This window comes from Azospirillum sp. (genome assembly GCF_050789165.1).
On record NZ_JBOZRT010000104.1, the window covers coordinates 44,058 to 57,917 of the forward strand.

15 protein-coding genes are annotated in these 13,860 nt (G+C 63.5%); 3 read left to right on the forward strand and 12 right to left on the reverse strand.

Going from position 1 to position 13,860, the window contains the following annotated elements; genetic code table 11:
* The first annotated feature begins 53 nt into the window (after positions 1–53).
* Positions 54–503, forward strand: a complete 450-nt coding sequence (locus tag ACRWK7_RS23290; RefSeq protein WP_431858701.1) for a helix-turn-helix domain-containing protein — start codon at positions 54–56, stop codon at positions 501–503.
* Between the two features lie 103 nt (positions 504–606).
* Here ACRWK7_RS23290 and ACRWK7_RS23295 read toward each other — a convergent pair whose 3' ends face one another.
* From ACRWK7_RS23295 to ACRWK7_RS23320, 6 genes are all read right to left on the reverse strand, one after another.
* The gene (locus ACRWK7_RS23295) at positions 607–1,629 is read right to left on the reverse strand and encodes a hypothetical protein (RefSeq protein WP_431858702.1); all 1,023 of its coding nucleotides are present in this window, start codon (positions 1,627–1,629) and stop codon (positions 607–609) included.
* Positions 1,629–2,015 carry a hypothetical protein gene (locus tag ACRWK7_RS23300; RefSeq protein ID WP_431858703.1) on the reverse strand — a complete coding sequence of 129 codons (387 nt, stop codon included), beginning with the start codon at positions 2,013–2,015 and terminating at the stop codon, positions 1,629–1,631. Before ACRWK7_RS23300 ends, ACRWK7_RS23295 begins: the two co-directional genes overlap by 1 nt.
* Positions 2,016–2,286: 271 nt before the next feature.
* The gene (gene recD2, locus ACRWK7_RS23305; protein ID WP_431858705.1) at positions 2,287–4,542 is read right to left on the reverse strand and encodes an SF1B family DNA helicase RecD2; all 2,256 of its coding nucleotides are present in this window, start codon (positions 4,540–4,542) and stop codon (positions 2,287–2,289) included.
* A gap of 47 nt (positions 4,543–4,589) precedes the next feature.
* The gene (locus ACRWK7_RS23310) at positions 4,590–4,910 is read right to left on the reverse strand and encodes an antibiotic biosynthesis monooxygenase family protein (RefSeq protein WP_431858706.1); all 321 of its coding nucleotides are present in this window, start codon (positions 4,908–4,910) and stop codon (positions 4,590–4,592) included.
* 75 nt (positions 4,911–4,985) lie between these two features.
* Positions 4,986–6,710 (reverse strand): class I SAM-dependent methyltransferase, encoded by a 1,725-nt coding sequence (locus ACRWK7_RS23315; RefSeq protein ID WP_431858707.1) that lies wholly within the window; start codon positions 6,708–6,710, stop codon positions 4,986–4,988.
* Positions 6,711–6,807: 97 nt separating this feature from the next.
* The gene (locus ACRWK7_RS23320) at positions 6,808–7,737 is read right to left on the reverse strand and encodes an HNH endonuclease (RefSeq protein WP_431858708.1); all 930 of its coding nucleotides are present in this window, start codon (positions 7,735–7,737) and stop codon (positions 6,808–6,810) included.
* Between the two features lie 291 nt (positions 7,738–8,028).
* Between ACRWK7_RS23320 and ACRWK7_RS23325 the strand changes: the two genes are divergently transcribed.
* The gene (locus tag ACRWK7_RS23325) at positions 8,029–8,886 is read left to right on the forward strand and encodes a 3'-5' exonuclease (protein ID WP_431858709.1); all 858 of its coding nucleotides are present in this window, start codon (positions 8,029–8,031) and stop codon (positions 8,884–8,886) included.
* A 179-nt stretch (positions 8,887–9,065) separates the two neighbouring features.
* Here the strand turns inward: ACRWK7_RS23325 and ACRWK7_RS23330 are convergent, their stop codons facing one another.
* The 4 genes from ACRWK7_RS23330 to ACRWK7_RS23345 all read right to left on the reverse strand — a co-directional run bounded on the left by ACRWK7_RS23330 (position 9,066) and on the right by ACRWK7_RS23345 (position 11,099).
* The gene (locus tag ACRWK7_RS23330) at positions 9,066–9,293 is read right to left on the reverse strand and encodes a hypothetical protein (RefSeq protein WP_431858710.1); all 228 of its coding nucleotides are present in this window, start codon (positions 9,291–9,293) and stop codon (positions 9,066–9,068) included.
* A 103-nt stretch (positions 9,294–9,396) separates the two neighbouring features.
* Entirely contained in the window at positions 9,397–9,753 is a 357-nt protein-coding gene (locus tag ACRWK7_RS23335; protein WP_431858711.1) for a hypothetical protein, read from the reverse strand.
* A 264-nt stretch (positions 9,754–10,017) separates the two neighbouring features.
* The gene (locus tag ACRWK7_RS23340) at positions 10,018–10,206 is read right to left on the reverse strand and encodes a hypothetical protein (RefSeq protein WP_431858712.1); all 189 of its coding nucleotides are present in this window, start codon (positions 10,204–10,206) and stop codon (positions 10,018–10,020) included.
* A gap of 353 nt (positions 10,207–10,559) precedes the next feature.
* Positions 10,560–11,099, reverse strand: coding sequence for a hypothetical protein (locus ACRWK7_RS23345; protein ID WP_431858713.1), 540 nt, complete (start codon positions 11,097–11,099; stop codon positions 10,560–10,562).
* Between the two features lie 156 nt (positions 11,100–11,255).
* On the opposite strand from ACRWK7_RS23345, the gene ACRWK7_RS23350 reads away from it, so the two are divergent.
* The gene (locus tag ACRWK7_RS23350; protein WP_431858714.1) at positions 11,256–11,612 is read left to right on the forward strand and encodes a helix-turn-helix domain-containing protein; all 357 of its coding nucleotides are present in this window, start codon (positions 11,256–11,258) and stop codon (positions 11,610–11,612) included.
* 133 nt (positions 11,613–11,745) lie between these two features.
* Here ACRWK7_RS23350 and ACRWK7_RS23355 read toward each other — a convergent pair whose 3' ends face one another.
* Complete coding sequence (locus ACRWK7_RS23355) at positions 11,746–13,038, reverse strand: adenylosuccinate synthase (RefSeq protein ID WP_431858715.1); 1,293 nt, start codon at positions 13,036–13,038, stop codon at positions 11,746–11,748.
* 480 nt (positions 13,039–13,518) lie between these two features.
* Positions 13,519–13,773 carry an HNH endonuclease gene (locus ACRWK7_RS23360; RefSeq protein ID WP_431858772.1) on the reverse strand — a complete coding sequence of 85 codons (255 nt, stop codon included), beginning with the start codon at positions 13,771–13,773 and terminating at the stop codon, positions 13,519–13,521.
* Positions 13,774–13,860: the final 87 nt, after the last annotated feature.

A 13,860-nucleotide genomic window follows, 5' to 3' on the forward strand; every position in this document is an offset into this window, starting at 1 on the left:
CCCGCGCGAACGCTCAGTTACGTTCTACAAAGGGTGCTGGCAGGCTGCGGGGCATGGATGTCACGCAGTGGGCCATTGACCTGAAGCTCGCTCCCGTCGACCAGCATGGGCTGGAGGATCTCGTCCGCATTGGCAACACCCCGCAGAAACTGGTGCCGCGCGCCCGCATTGCGCTGCGGAGCGACGGCACGCGCCTGAACGGTGCCATCGCTCAGGATGTCGGGGTGTCGTTGCCCACTGTCCATCGCTGGCAGCACCGTGTCCAGGATCAGGGCGTGGACGGGCTGTTGCGCGACAAGACGCGCCCGTCACGCATCCAGCCCGTGGCCCCGGATGTCGTCGAGCGCGTCGTGGAGATGACGCTCAATGAGCCCCCCCGGCGAGGCGACGCATTGGAGCAGTCGCACCATGGCGGCGGCCAGCGGGGTGAGCGGGAGCGAGCTTCAGGTCAATGGCCCAGCGGCAGACATCCATGTCCCTCAGCGTGCCGACATCCCTTGTAGAACGTAACCCCCTGTTCGACTCGCGCAACTAGCAGGTGGATGACAGGCCACAGGCTCGTCAGGGGGGGCAATAATGAGCCCCATGTGCCAGCTTCGATGATCTTTACGGCTTTGGTTTTTCGACTGGCCTAATATTATATAGTATATCCCGAACATATGGAAACGAAAATCCAGTAATAACTCCCACTGCAATTGAATAGATGGGCTTGCTGTCAGCAAACTGATTTAACAAAAGGGGGCCGATGCCAATTTGAACTGCTGGAAGCGCAAGGAAAAATCCAAAAGCTAAGGCAACTCCTGATGCGAGACAGAAGCGTTCGTTGGGAGACCACCGGCCTGGATCAAAATACAAAAGCTGCTCAAACGTTATGGTTTGAACTCGTAGTACAAACTCCAACCAGACTCCAAATGCAGAACCGGCAATAATCCAGCACAAGGCTACTGCTAGTGTGATCGGTGGAATGAATACACCATTGTGCGGCGCTGGTAATAGCCAGGCGTTAATTGACATTTCATATACCAATCCACCAGCAATGAAAAACGGAATAAATACCCGCAGCGCGGTTTTCGAGTAACGCTGAAACCATGTCGATCTAACCTTTATGCCGTAGTCTGTTAGGCGTTGTTGTATCTCCTCCAAATTTGACCAACCATCATCAATATTATAATTTGGTCCTCGGCATCCTGTGTCAGCGGTCAGGTGAAGCCTGTAAAACATTTTTTTCTTTTCGACTGGATCATCGGCCATGAATATTTTTATTACCCGAGATACCGAGGATATTGCTTTTCTCAAATCTTTCATTCGTTGTGGTTCGGTCGAACCATTTTTTTCGCGCCTGAAAATTAGCATTTCTGGGTGATTGTCGTCGTCAAGTTCCACTGCTTCATAGACAGCAGGGTTCTTCGCAGTGTGATCGTTGTTGACGTAAGGGGGCTCTTCGCCTGAAGAACTTCCTTGGGTCGCGTCCATGACCGGCTTGGTGTCTTCTTCTTCGTCTGCGTTATTATCTGTATTATGGCTTGATGGGCGCTCCCCAGAGGCAGCAAATATATTTATTGGTTCTTTCGTTTCCTCGTTACTGCCGTTTGCATTGCTGTCTCCGCCAATTCTATGGTCTTTGCTCATTATTTATCTCCTGGAAGCTTCTTGGCTCCGCATTTTTCACACGTTTCGTATCCACCTGGAGGAACATAGTCGTGCTGTTGGACAAGATACATTTTTGTTGGATCAAATATTACAAATCTACCTTTATTCGAAACTACGCCAACATTTTCAAGGAGGTCTCGGGTGGCGGCTATGATCTCATCAGCAGATGACGCTATATCAGTATTAGGGTGACGTTCTATTGCTTTTCTAAGAATGTCGGCGCTCGCTTCCAGGCGAGCCAATTTTTGCATAAGAGATGTTGTGGTTTCGTCCTTACCCTTTTTGTTTGGCATATTTCCCTCATTGCCGCTTATTAAGATTGCAAAGTAGGACGTCTGGGAGGCAATGTGCTTCAGGTTCGTCACGCATGCGTCCTCACAATGCCCTGTGGCCATTATCCCTCACATACACTAAACAATAACGTCAACGCAAGCATGCGCCTTATTGGCTCTGTCAGGCGCTAGATGTTGAAAAATAAACAAAGATCGGATGATGCGCATACGATGGTATTGCTAGGCGCCATGCAAGTTCATTGCAGCCAACATGGCGTTAATAATGCGCATCAAGTGGATAGTATCATATGCGGAAGCACATGGTGTAATTGGTTGTAATTGCTAATGACGCCAGATTTCTTGGTCAGCAAAAGGAGGCGGCGGACTTCCGGAGCCACTCGCGCAGCTTCGCCCATCGGCGCCCCTCGTCCGAAGTCCGGACCGCCAACGCCAGCGCCCGTTTCTGGCCGACGATCACCACCAGCCGCTTCCCGCGGGTGATGCCAGTGTACACCAGGTTCCGGCGCAGCATCATGTAGTGCGTCATCGCGATCGGCATCACCACGGCCGGATACTCGCTGCCTTGGGATTTGTGGATCGTCGTCGCGTAGGCCAGCATCACTTGATCGAGCTCACCGAACGGGTAGGGCACCACGCGGCCGTCGAAGTCGATAGCGAGTTCGCCATCCTCGGCATTCAAGTCGACGATGGTGCCGATATCCCCGTTATATACTTCCTTCTCATAGTCGTTCTCGGTCTGCATGACCTTGTCGCCGACCCGATACGTCCAGCCGAACTTCTCGACGGATGGCTTTGCGGCATCGCCGTTCAGAGCGGTCTGGAGGGCGAGGTTCAGGCCACGGGCGCCGAGCGCACCACGCTGCATGGGGGCGAGCACCTGGATGTCGCGGATCGAGTCCAATCCGAACCGCCGGGGAATGCGGTCTCGAACGATCTCGACCACCTTGCGGGCGCCGTCTTCCGGGTCATCGGCGGGCACGAAGTAGAAGTCGGTATCGCCTTCCCGAGGAGCCTGGAGATCGGGCATCTTCCCGGCGTTCACCTCGTGGGCGTTGGTGACGATCCGGCTCTCGGCCGCCTGCCGGAAGATCTCGGTCAACCGGGCGACCGGAACGGCGCCGGAGCCGATCACGTCGGCCAGCACCTGCCCGGCGCCCACCGAGGGCAGTTGGTCGACGTCGCCCACCAGCAGCAGAGCCGCCGTGCGGGGCAGGGCGCGCAACAGCGCCGCCATCAGCGGGACATCGACCATTGAGGTCTCGTCCACCACCAGCAGGTCGCAGTCGAGCGGGGCCTCGGCACCGCGGCGGAACCCACCGTTCGACGGGTCCGTCTCGAGCAGCCGGTGAACGGTCTTCGCCTCCATCCCGGTGGTTTCCGACAGCCGCTTGGCGGCGCGGCCGGTCGGCGCGCACAGCGCGACGGCGACGCCCTTGGCGACGAGGACCTTCAGGATGCTGCGGACGATGGTTGTCTTGCCGACGCCGGGCCCGCCGGTGACTACCAGCACCTTCGAGGTCAGCGCCTTGGCCACCGCCTCCTTTTGGCTGGCGGCCAGGGCGATGCCCAGCTTCCCCTCCACCCACGGAATGGCCTTCGCGGTGTCGATGCCCTTTGCGGTGTCGATGCCCTGTGCATTGTCAATTTTGCCCCATGACGGAACGCCGTCCGCCAATGCCAGCAGCCGGTCGGCGATCTCGCGCTCGGCGTGCCACAGGTGCATGAGGAAGATGCAGCGCCGATCCTTCAGCGTGTCGGCGACAACGTTGCCTTCCTTGATTTCCAGCGCGACGGCATCGACCAGCGTCGCCTGCGGGATGTCGAGCAGTTCCTCGGCCAGCTTGAGCAGGTCGTCTTCAGGCAGTCCGCAGTGCCCATCCGACACCGCTTCCAGCAGGGCGTAGGAGATCCCGGCGCGTGCCCGGATCATGGAGTCCTTAGGGATGCCGAGGCGCTCGGCGATGGTGTCGGCCGTCTTGAAGCCGATGCCACGGATGTCGCGGGCGAGCCGATAGGGGTTCTCCGTCACCAGAGGGATGGCATCCGAACCGTAGGTTTTGAAGATCCGCACGGCACGGGATGTGCCGACTCCGTGGCTCTGGAGGAAGACCATGATCTCGCGGACGACCTTTTGCTCCGCCCAGGCCCGGGTGATCTTGGCCACGCGCTTGGGTCCGATGCCCGGGACTTCGATCAGGCGCTGGGGGTGCTGCTCGATGACGTCGAAGACCTCCTCGCCGAAGGCCCGCGCGAGTTTCCGGCCGTAGACCGGACCGATGCCCTTGATCAGGCCGCTGGCCAGGTACTTCTCAATGCCCTCCAGCGTCGTGGGCGGCGCGGCGCGCAGGAAGGCTGCGCGGAACTGCGGACCGTGGTCTCGGTGCTGCTCCCAGCGGCCGGATGCCTGCACATACTCCCCGGGCGTGATGGAGGGCGTGTGCCCCACCAGGGTGACCAGATCCTTATGCCCGCGGGCCTTGACCCGCAGCACGCAGTAGCCGTTCTCAGCGTTGTGGTATGTGACCCGCTCGACAAGCCCGGACAGCGGCTCGCGGTCCTCTGCCCGGGTTCCTGGAGTTTGGTCGCGCGCGTGCGGCATGCCCTCAGAATAAGGAGTTCAGGCCCGCGTTGCCATCGACCGTTCCGTCAGCGCTGTCCAGCCACCGTCTGGATCACCTCGAAGCCCTCGAACTCGGGCGGTCCGAGATAGAGCGGCTTACGGCCACCAGCCCCTTGGTGGGCTGCCCGGAACGCCTCCGAGCGTGTCCAGTCAAGGAAGTGCTGTTCGGATTCCCAGACGGTGTGTGAGGCGTAAAGCCTATGGTCTTCCCGCAACGGACCGCGCAGCATGTGGAACTCGACGAGACCGGGGGCCGTGGTCAGGTGGACCTCCCGATTGAGCCACACGTCCTCGAAGTCCTGCTGGGCATCCAGGCGGACCCGGAAGCGGTTCATGGCGATGAACATGGTCAGCCCTCCCAGCCGTCGAACGTGTCGATCATGGAGGCAGGCATCCTTCGTTTCAAGGCAGACCCGGTCACTTTACTTCCATGCGCCCGCAGGACCGTGCCACTCCGGAAGCTGCTGGGTGACCTTGAGCATCAGCCGCTTGGCGGCCAGCGCTTCGAGAACCTCTCCGGCACCGACGAGCCCGCCCGGCGCCACGCCCACTGGCAGCGACGCCGCAGCCTCGCGCCCGAAGCGGCTGGCCAGGACATCTCCTTGTCGAAGGTAGGCGCGCTCCCACCAGCTGACGATCAGATCCCCAGCGCGGTCCAGGAGTTCTCCCGAGACAAGGCGGTCGGCCTTGGCGTGCCGGTTCACCCGCGGATCCGCGGGCATCAGGTTCCACAGGTCCGCGTTCGGCCATGCCGCGAAGGGAAGGCAATGGTCGATGTCGAGCCCGTCCCGTTTGAGCCTGCGTCCGCTCCAGACGCAATACACAGGTTCCCCGGCATCCAGCATGGCCGCGGTCAGGCGCCGGACCTCGGCGGTCCCGCGCTCGGGATCGAGCCACGTCAGGGCCTCCGCGATCCGACCTTCGGGGACTGACCGGCCCTGACCGGCCAGGTACCGCTGCATCAACCGGGTCCACTCGGCCGTCAGGGCAGGCTCGATCCAGGTGTTCAGCCGGGTGAGCGCGTGCCATACGTTCAGCGGGATGCGGAAGTCCCCGAGCGACCAGAGGTACGGAGCGTCCAGCACCAGGGACCCCGCGACCCGGGGCGGACGCCTCTGCACCACGCCGAAAACCTGCCGATCGCTTCCCGGATAGGTGATGTAGTTGGCGGGCATCCTGGTGATGGTGTTCGCTGCGTCACGGATGGCCGCGGCGAGAACGGCGGCCGTGTCCCCCTGGAAGTGCGCGCCGATACGCAGTTCCGGAGGGGCCGTGCCGACCAAGCGCCGGAACGGCTCCTTGACGAATCCCAGACCGTCGCCGTTCCTGCTGTTCGGGGTCTGTGGCAGGTCGGCGGCGACCAGGGGCAGGAACGTGCGCACCCAGTACAGCGCGACAAGGCCGAGGGGGAGGACCACCGCGTCGTCCCCGTCCACCATGGCCAACCCAGGCGAGGCGTCGGCAGCCCGCGCGACCACGCGCAGAAGCGCCAGCTTGTAGCTGCTGGACTTGGCGTCGTTCAGCACGATGTGCCGGATCAGGGGCAGGGCGCCCGTGCCGTCGTCCGCCAGCTGGACGACAACGGTCTCCCAGCTGACATCCGCGCGTCCGAGGCTATCCGGCGTCCGGATGGCCCGCGTCACCATGGCACCGTGTTCGGCCGCCAGGCGTTCGATCTCGGCCCGGCTGACCGGATGCATGGCCCGCTCCGGGTCGGGGGTGCCGTGCCGCAGGCTCATGACCATCCGGCCGCCGGGCTTCAACAGGGTTACGAGCTTGCGGAACGCCCGCTGCCGGTCCGCCGGTGCCACGTGCATCCACACGGCACTGAGCAGGATGAAATCGAACGCCACACCGAGCCGGTGGACGTACTCGAGCCCGGGCAGGCGGTCGTCGACCCAACGGATGCGCCCGGTTTCGTGCCGCCGCACTGCCTCTGCGCGCATGCCCGCGGATGGCTCCACCGCGACAACGTCGTGCCCCTTGGCCGCGAGCCAAGCCGCGTCGCGACCGGATCCGGCGCCGACATCGAGAATGGTCGCTCCTTCCGGCGGCAACAGATCCAGGATGTCGGCGTGGACTTCGTCGAAGCCGACCGTCTCGTACTGGCTGGCAAGTTCCAAAGCCCGGCGGTCGTACACGGCCATCGGATTCCCCATGGGCGCCGTGCCGGTCTTTGGAGCTTCTGGAGTTGGGGCGGTCGGCATGGGTCCGGTCATGGGGAGGAACGCAAGGGGCGGGTGGTCATGCGGCCTTCTTGAAGCGTTCGAACCGAAGTGCCAGCCGCTCCGGATCGGGCTTCAGCTGATCCTCGCGGGGCAATCGGATCACCTGTCCCTTCAGCCCCTTGATGCCGAGTTCGAGCATCGGGCCATCGTGCAGTTCCAGGAGCCGCTCGGAGATGTGGATGCGGTGGTCGGGATCGATGCCGATCAAGTCTGCATCGTATGCGGCGTGGTGCAGCTTGGACATACAGATGCCGTTGCGGATGTCGGGTTGTCCCAGGTCCTCATCGCTGTCTGGGATGATGTGCGCCGCGTCTACCAGCCGGACCTCGGGCAGGCCGGACAGCGCGCACCGTCCTTCGTAAGCGGCGACCACCCGCTCGCGGAACGAGGACTGGTGCAGCCGCTGCTTGACCTGCCGCAGGGCGTAGCGGCGTTCCTCGGCGCCGGGCGGCATCCACAGGGTGGCTTGATCGGCGACCGGTTTCGGAGCGAGCTTCACGGAGAGGTCGTTGGGATTCCAGTCGACCACATAGGTGGGGAAGATCGGCTCATAGGCGCCGGGTGCCACGCCGTAGAAGTAGATGATGGGAAGCCGTCCCTCCATAGCGCCGCGCAGTAACCGGTTCTGCGGATCGTCCGGATTCCTTCCCTTGAAGGCGTAGGCGAGGGTGTCTGTAGCGGTGGCGAGCTTGGCGTCTGACTCCAGCTGGTCATGGTACCAGATGCGGCCACCGGGCTTAGGGACGACCGTCTTGACGCTCAGGACGCCCTTCATCTGGGCCGGTTTGAAGATTCCCTGAGCTGCGCTGGCAAACCGCACCTGTTCGGTGCCGCAGACGAACCCCTCGGCGATGGCGCTCCACGGCAACGCGCTTCCATGGATCGCCTTCAGCATGCGGAGGCGATCGAAGGCGGCAAGCCGGTATGGGGCGTCGGGATCGTGCATTGCGTGGTTGCATTGAGGCCGGAGCATTCAGCCTATCAGGTTCCATCGATCCTGACACGCCGATTGAAGTATCGGAGGCGATCGCGATCGAGGGGCCTCCCAGGCGCGGAAACGGGTGTCGTGCGACTGCTCAATAAATGTTCTCCAGGATGGGGCACCCTGGCTTTGGCCTTGCCTCCGATGATCAGGTCGAGTGCATCCACGTTGGCGCTCTAGGACGACAGTCCGATTGCTGATTGCGGAAGTTGTCATGTAGCTTCCGCGGTGGAATCAACCCGGACGGGAGACGGCATGGTTCAGCAATTCCACTCGGTGCTGGCCTGCCTGGACGTCGAGACTGTCCCCGAAACCGATCTCCTTCCATCCGACGCCGATCCGGCGGCGTTCCCCAAGCTGCCGTATCACCGTGTCGTCGCCGTCTCCTTCGTCGAGGCGGAGATCGTCCGAGAAGACGCCGGATACGAATGGTACCGGGTCACCGGCGTGCGCTCCGGTGGGCGCGAGGACTACAGCGAAGCTCAGATCCTCAAGGCGTTCTGGAGGTGGTTCGCCGACCGGAAGCCGCGGGTGGTCACGTACAACGGACGGGGCTTCGACCTGCCGCTGCTCAAGCTCCGCGCACTGTTCCACGGTGTCGCGGCGGACGCCTGGTACAAGGCGGGCGACAAGTGGTCGACATATGGTCAGCGCTACAGCGCGGACTGGCACTGTGACCTGTACGATGTGCTCAGCGATTTCGGCGCCACGCGCAACCTCGGTGGCCTTGACGACGTGTGCCGGTCCATGGGGCTGCCAAGCAAAATCGGCGGGCACGGCTCCGAGGTCGCCGACATGGTCGCTCAAGGGCGCATCGCGGACGTGCGGGCGTACTGCGAGGGTGACGTGCTGAACACGTTTGCCCTCTACGTCCGCTACGCCTTGCTCTCCGGCCGGACCACGCCCACCGGACACAACCGGAGCCTGGAGAGCTTGCTCGAACTCCTCTCCCGTGAGCGGGGAGATCGCCCCCATCTGGGCGTATTCCTGGACATGTGGACCGAGAACGCCACGCGGCGCGGGATGCCCCTGCTGGTATCCGAGCCCCCAGTCATAAGGCTGGCCGACGGCGCTGATCGGCATCTGGAAAGCGAGCACGTGCTGCCCGAGTAGGGCCGGGGAAGGACACGGCAGCCGCACTCCGGCAGCACCTGTGAACTGCCCGGAACTTCTCCAGGGTGCCGGTGGTCAAGGCGGGCACAGCCGTACGCCGCCTGGAGGGTTCGGTGTGTTCGAGGCGTTCCGGCTCAGGCGGATTTGGTGTGAGTGAAGGGGGCCGGTTGCCGTCAGGTCTACGCGGACTCTGGGGCGCCCGAGAGTGTCGAAGCGCTCGATGCCGGACCGGCCGGTTCCCCGAACCTGACGTCAGGGCCGATTCCGCGGGCGAGCACCTCGTATATTACGTCCAGCAGACGTAGCGTCGGCTTGCCTTCAGCTTCCAGGCGGACGTTCATCTCCGTCATTGCCCGGAGGAGCATGGCTTGCTGCGTTCCTGTGAAGACCTGGGCGAAGTGCAGCATGGCGCGCCGTTCCTCGGGGGACAGGGCCTGCGGCTTCAGTCCAACGCTGGCCTTCCGCCACCGAGTGCATTCCAGACCGGCGCAGGCGGGCCAGGGGGGAACGTCAGCCGTTGATGACCCAGATTCCGAGGCTGATGATGCCGCCAACCCCGGCGGCCAGCAGTCCAAGTGTCGCGAACAGGAGGGACCCCCGGAGCGCGATGATAAAGCCGCACGGGGCGCCGACGATCTGGGCGGTGCGGCCAAGGGCTCCCAAGGTGCCATCGCCGTACTGGATGGCAAGCCACTGTGGGGTGAAGAAACCGATGGCGCCGCCTCCAATCCAGCAGAAGAACAGGAAAATGGCGAGGATTCCGGTTGCCAAGTCCCCGTCGCGAAAACCCCACTGGGGTACGATGGCGCAGAAGATAGCTGTCAGTACCGGGATGCCGACGATGTAGCTGAGATAGATGGAGGTCATGAACAGAGCCTTCGGAAACGCGGTTGGCTGGCGATGGTGCTGGCATCGGAACGGGCGGCGACAACAGGGACAGCGCTTAGGGGCGTTCCACTTCGCGCTGGCATGGTGGCGTCACCATGTTGGCTTGCCGTCTCCTGTTGGTCCGCCGGTACCGTCGCTTGTTGAGGCGCCGACATGTTGAGGTCACCGGACCGGCGTCTGTTGAGCATTGATGTCCGCGGGATTGGCGCGACTGTCCGCTGACACCAGAGTGCGGCCCGATGGTCAGTCCCCTATGGTCAGCAGCGGCTTCACGGTGTCGGGCGGGTTGCCGTAGTAGACCGTGTTCCGGCCGTCCTCGGTGAGTGACGCCCAAACGTTGCCGTTGTGGTCGAGCGCGAGGCGGGCGTGGACGGTTGCACAGTTGCTGGGCTGACACCCGAAGCCGAACACGACACCGTCGCGCTCTTCCATGGGTGCGCTGACGCCGAGCTTGGCCCAGGTCGACCATAGCTCGAAGTCCGGGGCGGCATGATTTTCCGCACCGCGTCCAGCACCGCCTGATCCTTTACGACCTCGTAGACCTCGCGATTGAAGGCGCGGGCAGCAAGGTTGGCGGCCAGCGCGGATGGTGAACCGACGACGATCATGGCGGCTACCGAGGCTTGAAGAAAGCGATGCATTGGGCCCCTGACATCAACAATCTCTATGTCCCGACGGGGGACAGAACGCAGCATGCGCCGCCAAGCTTGAGGGTCATGCCATGGCGGTGATCGAGATCATCGCCATGGCCCGGAGGGAGTCGCGTCCGGTGGAGTTGACCAAGTTCAAGCGGGCATGGGGGCGGGCAGCGCGGTCTTGTCAGGCAGCGCGGTCTTGGCAGCCGCTCGTGCGGCTTCCAGTTCTTGCAAGGTAGGTACCCGGCTCTGGAGCATGTTGGGGAGGGCGCGAACGAACCCCAGGATCCATGAAGGAATTAGGAGAAGAACGCCCATCAGGGCCACGCCACCGCCCTCACCTTTGCCGAGCAGTGCCCCGATGGCAATCAGAATCGGGGCAGCCAAGAACACCCCTTTCACGACGATTTTCGCTGCACGGTATTCGGTGTGGAACTCCTCATAGTCGCTGGCAAATCGGCCGTCCACTTCGGCGGCAAGGAGTAGATGCACTCCGTTGTTCCGCAAAAAGAATGTTCCGGACAGCCCCAGCCGAATGTAAGAATTTACAACAGAATGAGTGCTGACGGATTTCAGTAATTCGTCTTCGCCGTTGGTTTTGGCGATCCGAATGTAGTCGTAAACCGTGCCATCTTTGGTGCTTTTTGACGGGCCGAGGGCCGCAATCGTTCCAGTGATCGTCGTGATCATACAGGCCCCTGCTTCTGCTGCTTGCGGGTGGAGGAAGCATGTCACCGGAGCGCCGATGCCCGCGGTTGCACGCAGAAGGTATACCCCAGCTTTCCTGGGGTTGAAAGTAGGAACTCTACGTAGACCTGGGCATGGTGTCGCGGGCACACCGAACGTATGGAAGGGCTCGGAAAACGACTGCGCGAGCGGGCGCAAGCCTTGGGACTGACGGACACCGAGGTGGCCCGGCGAGCCGGGCTGGCCGAGCGGCGGTACGGTCATTATATCCAGGATCGGCATGAACCCGATCTCGGAACCCTGGTGAAGATCGCCTTGGTGCTTGGCGCAACCACCGACAGTTTGCTGCTCTCGGAGCAGGCCGAAGCCTCGGTTGAGCGGCAGGCGCTGATGGCGCGGTTGACCGCGGCGGCCGAGGCGCTGGAGGTCGATGACCTGCGGCCCGCCGTCAGGATGCTCGAGGTACTTGTCGAGGACCGCCGAAGCCGCGGACGCCCCGCGGAGGGGGAAAGCTGATCACGCCGCCTCTGGCGTCAGCTACATTCCGCGGTGTTCTCAGCTCAGACTCACGTGACGTCGAGCGTCGAATACTCAGCGCTGCGGCACGCACCGGGTCAGGCTGAATTGGCCCGGTGCGTGCAACTGCCCGTCACCCCGCGAACGGATCGCGCATCAGGATGGTGTCCTCACGCTCCGGGCTGGTGGACAGCAGCGTGATCGGGGCTTCGATCAGCTCCTCCAGGCGGCGGGCATACTTGACCGCGGCGGCCGGGAGCTGCGCCCAGCTGCGCGCCCCACAGGTGCTGCTCTGCCACCCCGGGAACGTCTCGTAGATGGCCTCCACCTCGGCCTGAGCGGCTTGACCGGACGGGAAGCGGGTCAGGGTCTCGCCCCGGTACCGGTAGCCCGTGCAGATCTTGACCTCCGTCAGCTCGTCCAGGACGTCGAGCTTGGTGAGCGCGATGCCGTCGATGCCCCCGGTCTTGATGGCCTGGCGCACCATGACTGCATCGAACCAGCCGCACCGCCGCTTGCGCCCGGTCACGGTGCCGAACTCCCGGCCGCGCTGGCCGATGAGCTCGCCGATCGCGTTGGCCTGCTCAGTCGGGAACGGCCCGGAGCCGACGCGCGTCGTGTAGGCCTTGGCGATGCCGAGCACGAAGCCGATCTGCTTGGGCCCCACACCCGAGCCCGCGGCGGCCTGGGCGGCCACCGTGTTGGACGAGGTCACGTAGGGGTAGGTGCCGTGGTCGACGTCGAGCATGGCGCCCTGCGCGCCCTCGAACAGGATGCGGCTGCCCGCCCGGCGCGCCTGGTCGAGACGCTCCCAGACCGGCTGGGCGTAGGGCAGGATGCGCGGGGCGACCTCCTTTAGCTGCTCCAGCAGGTCGGCGGCGAAGATCTCCTCGGCGCCGTAGCCGCGCAGCAGCGCGTTGTGATGGACGAGCAGCTGCTCGACCTTCTCCGCCAGCAGCGCCTCGTCGGCTAGGTCGCAGACCCGGATGGCCCGCCGGGCCACCTTGTCCTCGTAGGCTGGGCCGATGCCGCGGCCGGTGGTGCCGATCTTGGACGCACCCCGGGCGGTCTCGCGCGCCAGGTCCACCGCGCTGTGCACCGGCAGGATCAGCGCCGCGTTGTCGGCGAGCAGCAGGTTGTCCGGGCCGATGGCGACGCCGCGCTGGGCGATGGCGTCGATCTCCTTGAGCAGCGCCCACGGGTCGACCACGACGCCGTTGCCGATGACGCCGAGCTTGCCCGGGCGGATGACGCCGGAGGGCAGCAGGCTCAGCTTGTAGACCTCGCCGTCCACGACCAGCGTGTGCCCGGCGTTGTGGCCGCCCTGGAAGCGCACCACGACGTCGGCGCGGCTGGACAGCCAGTCGACGATCTTTCCCTTGCCCTCATCGCCCCACTGGGCGCCGATGACGGTGACGTTGGACATGACTATTCCCCCTGGGAATCAGGACCGGCAGCGCCGGTCGCGGGTGAACGGGACGCAGTTCTCCGTCGGCGTGGCCGTAGGCCATCCGAGCAAATGAGAAGACATGAGGACACGGCCCTGGGCTGCGCAGAAGCACAGCCGCCGGTCAGCTACGATGCATGAAAATCAGTCGGTGCCGATGTGCCCAAATCCCAATCTCCTCTCACGGAGTGCTTGGGGATCCGACTTTTGGGCCCTTGTTCCGCCGCGGCGGAGATCCGGCTTTCGTCCTTTTCCCAGACGAACTTGACTGTACTGGGGAGGTTGGGAAACAGCAAGGTGAATCGAGTCGCAGCTTCCCCAGCCGCGCTCCTGATGTGTGCCGCCGCTCCCCCGGCTTGCGAATGGCGTCGCTCTGGCGAATGCCTGGTGTTCTCGGGCGCAGTGCTGGCTGATCGGTGTGGCGCCGGAAGCGCCGCGTGCCCCGGTCGAGCGAGATTGTTAAGCGGCGATGTCGTGACGGGCGAGCGCCAACAGTTCGATGGCTTGCCCCACCCGGAAGCCGCCAGCCGCAAAGTCGAAGGGGGCGTCGACACGGTGCAGCACCCGGTGGTGGTTCGGGCAGACCAGGACCATGTTCCAGAGGTCGTCCTGGCCGCCGCGGCTCAGCCACCGGACATGATGCCCTTCGCAGACGTCGGCGCCGTAGCGGGCTCGGGGCGCCCATTCGCAGATCTGGCAGCGGCCGTCGTACAGGTTGCGAAGGGCTTCAACATGCTACCGGTCGCGCCGGATCGCCTCCGTCATCAGGTACCGGCGTCGCTCTTCCGCCAAGCCGGGCTC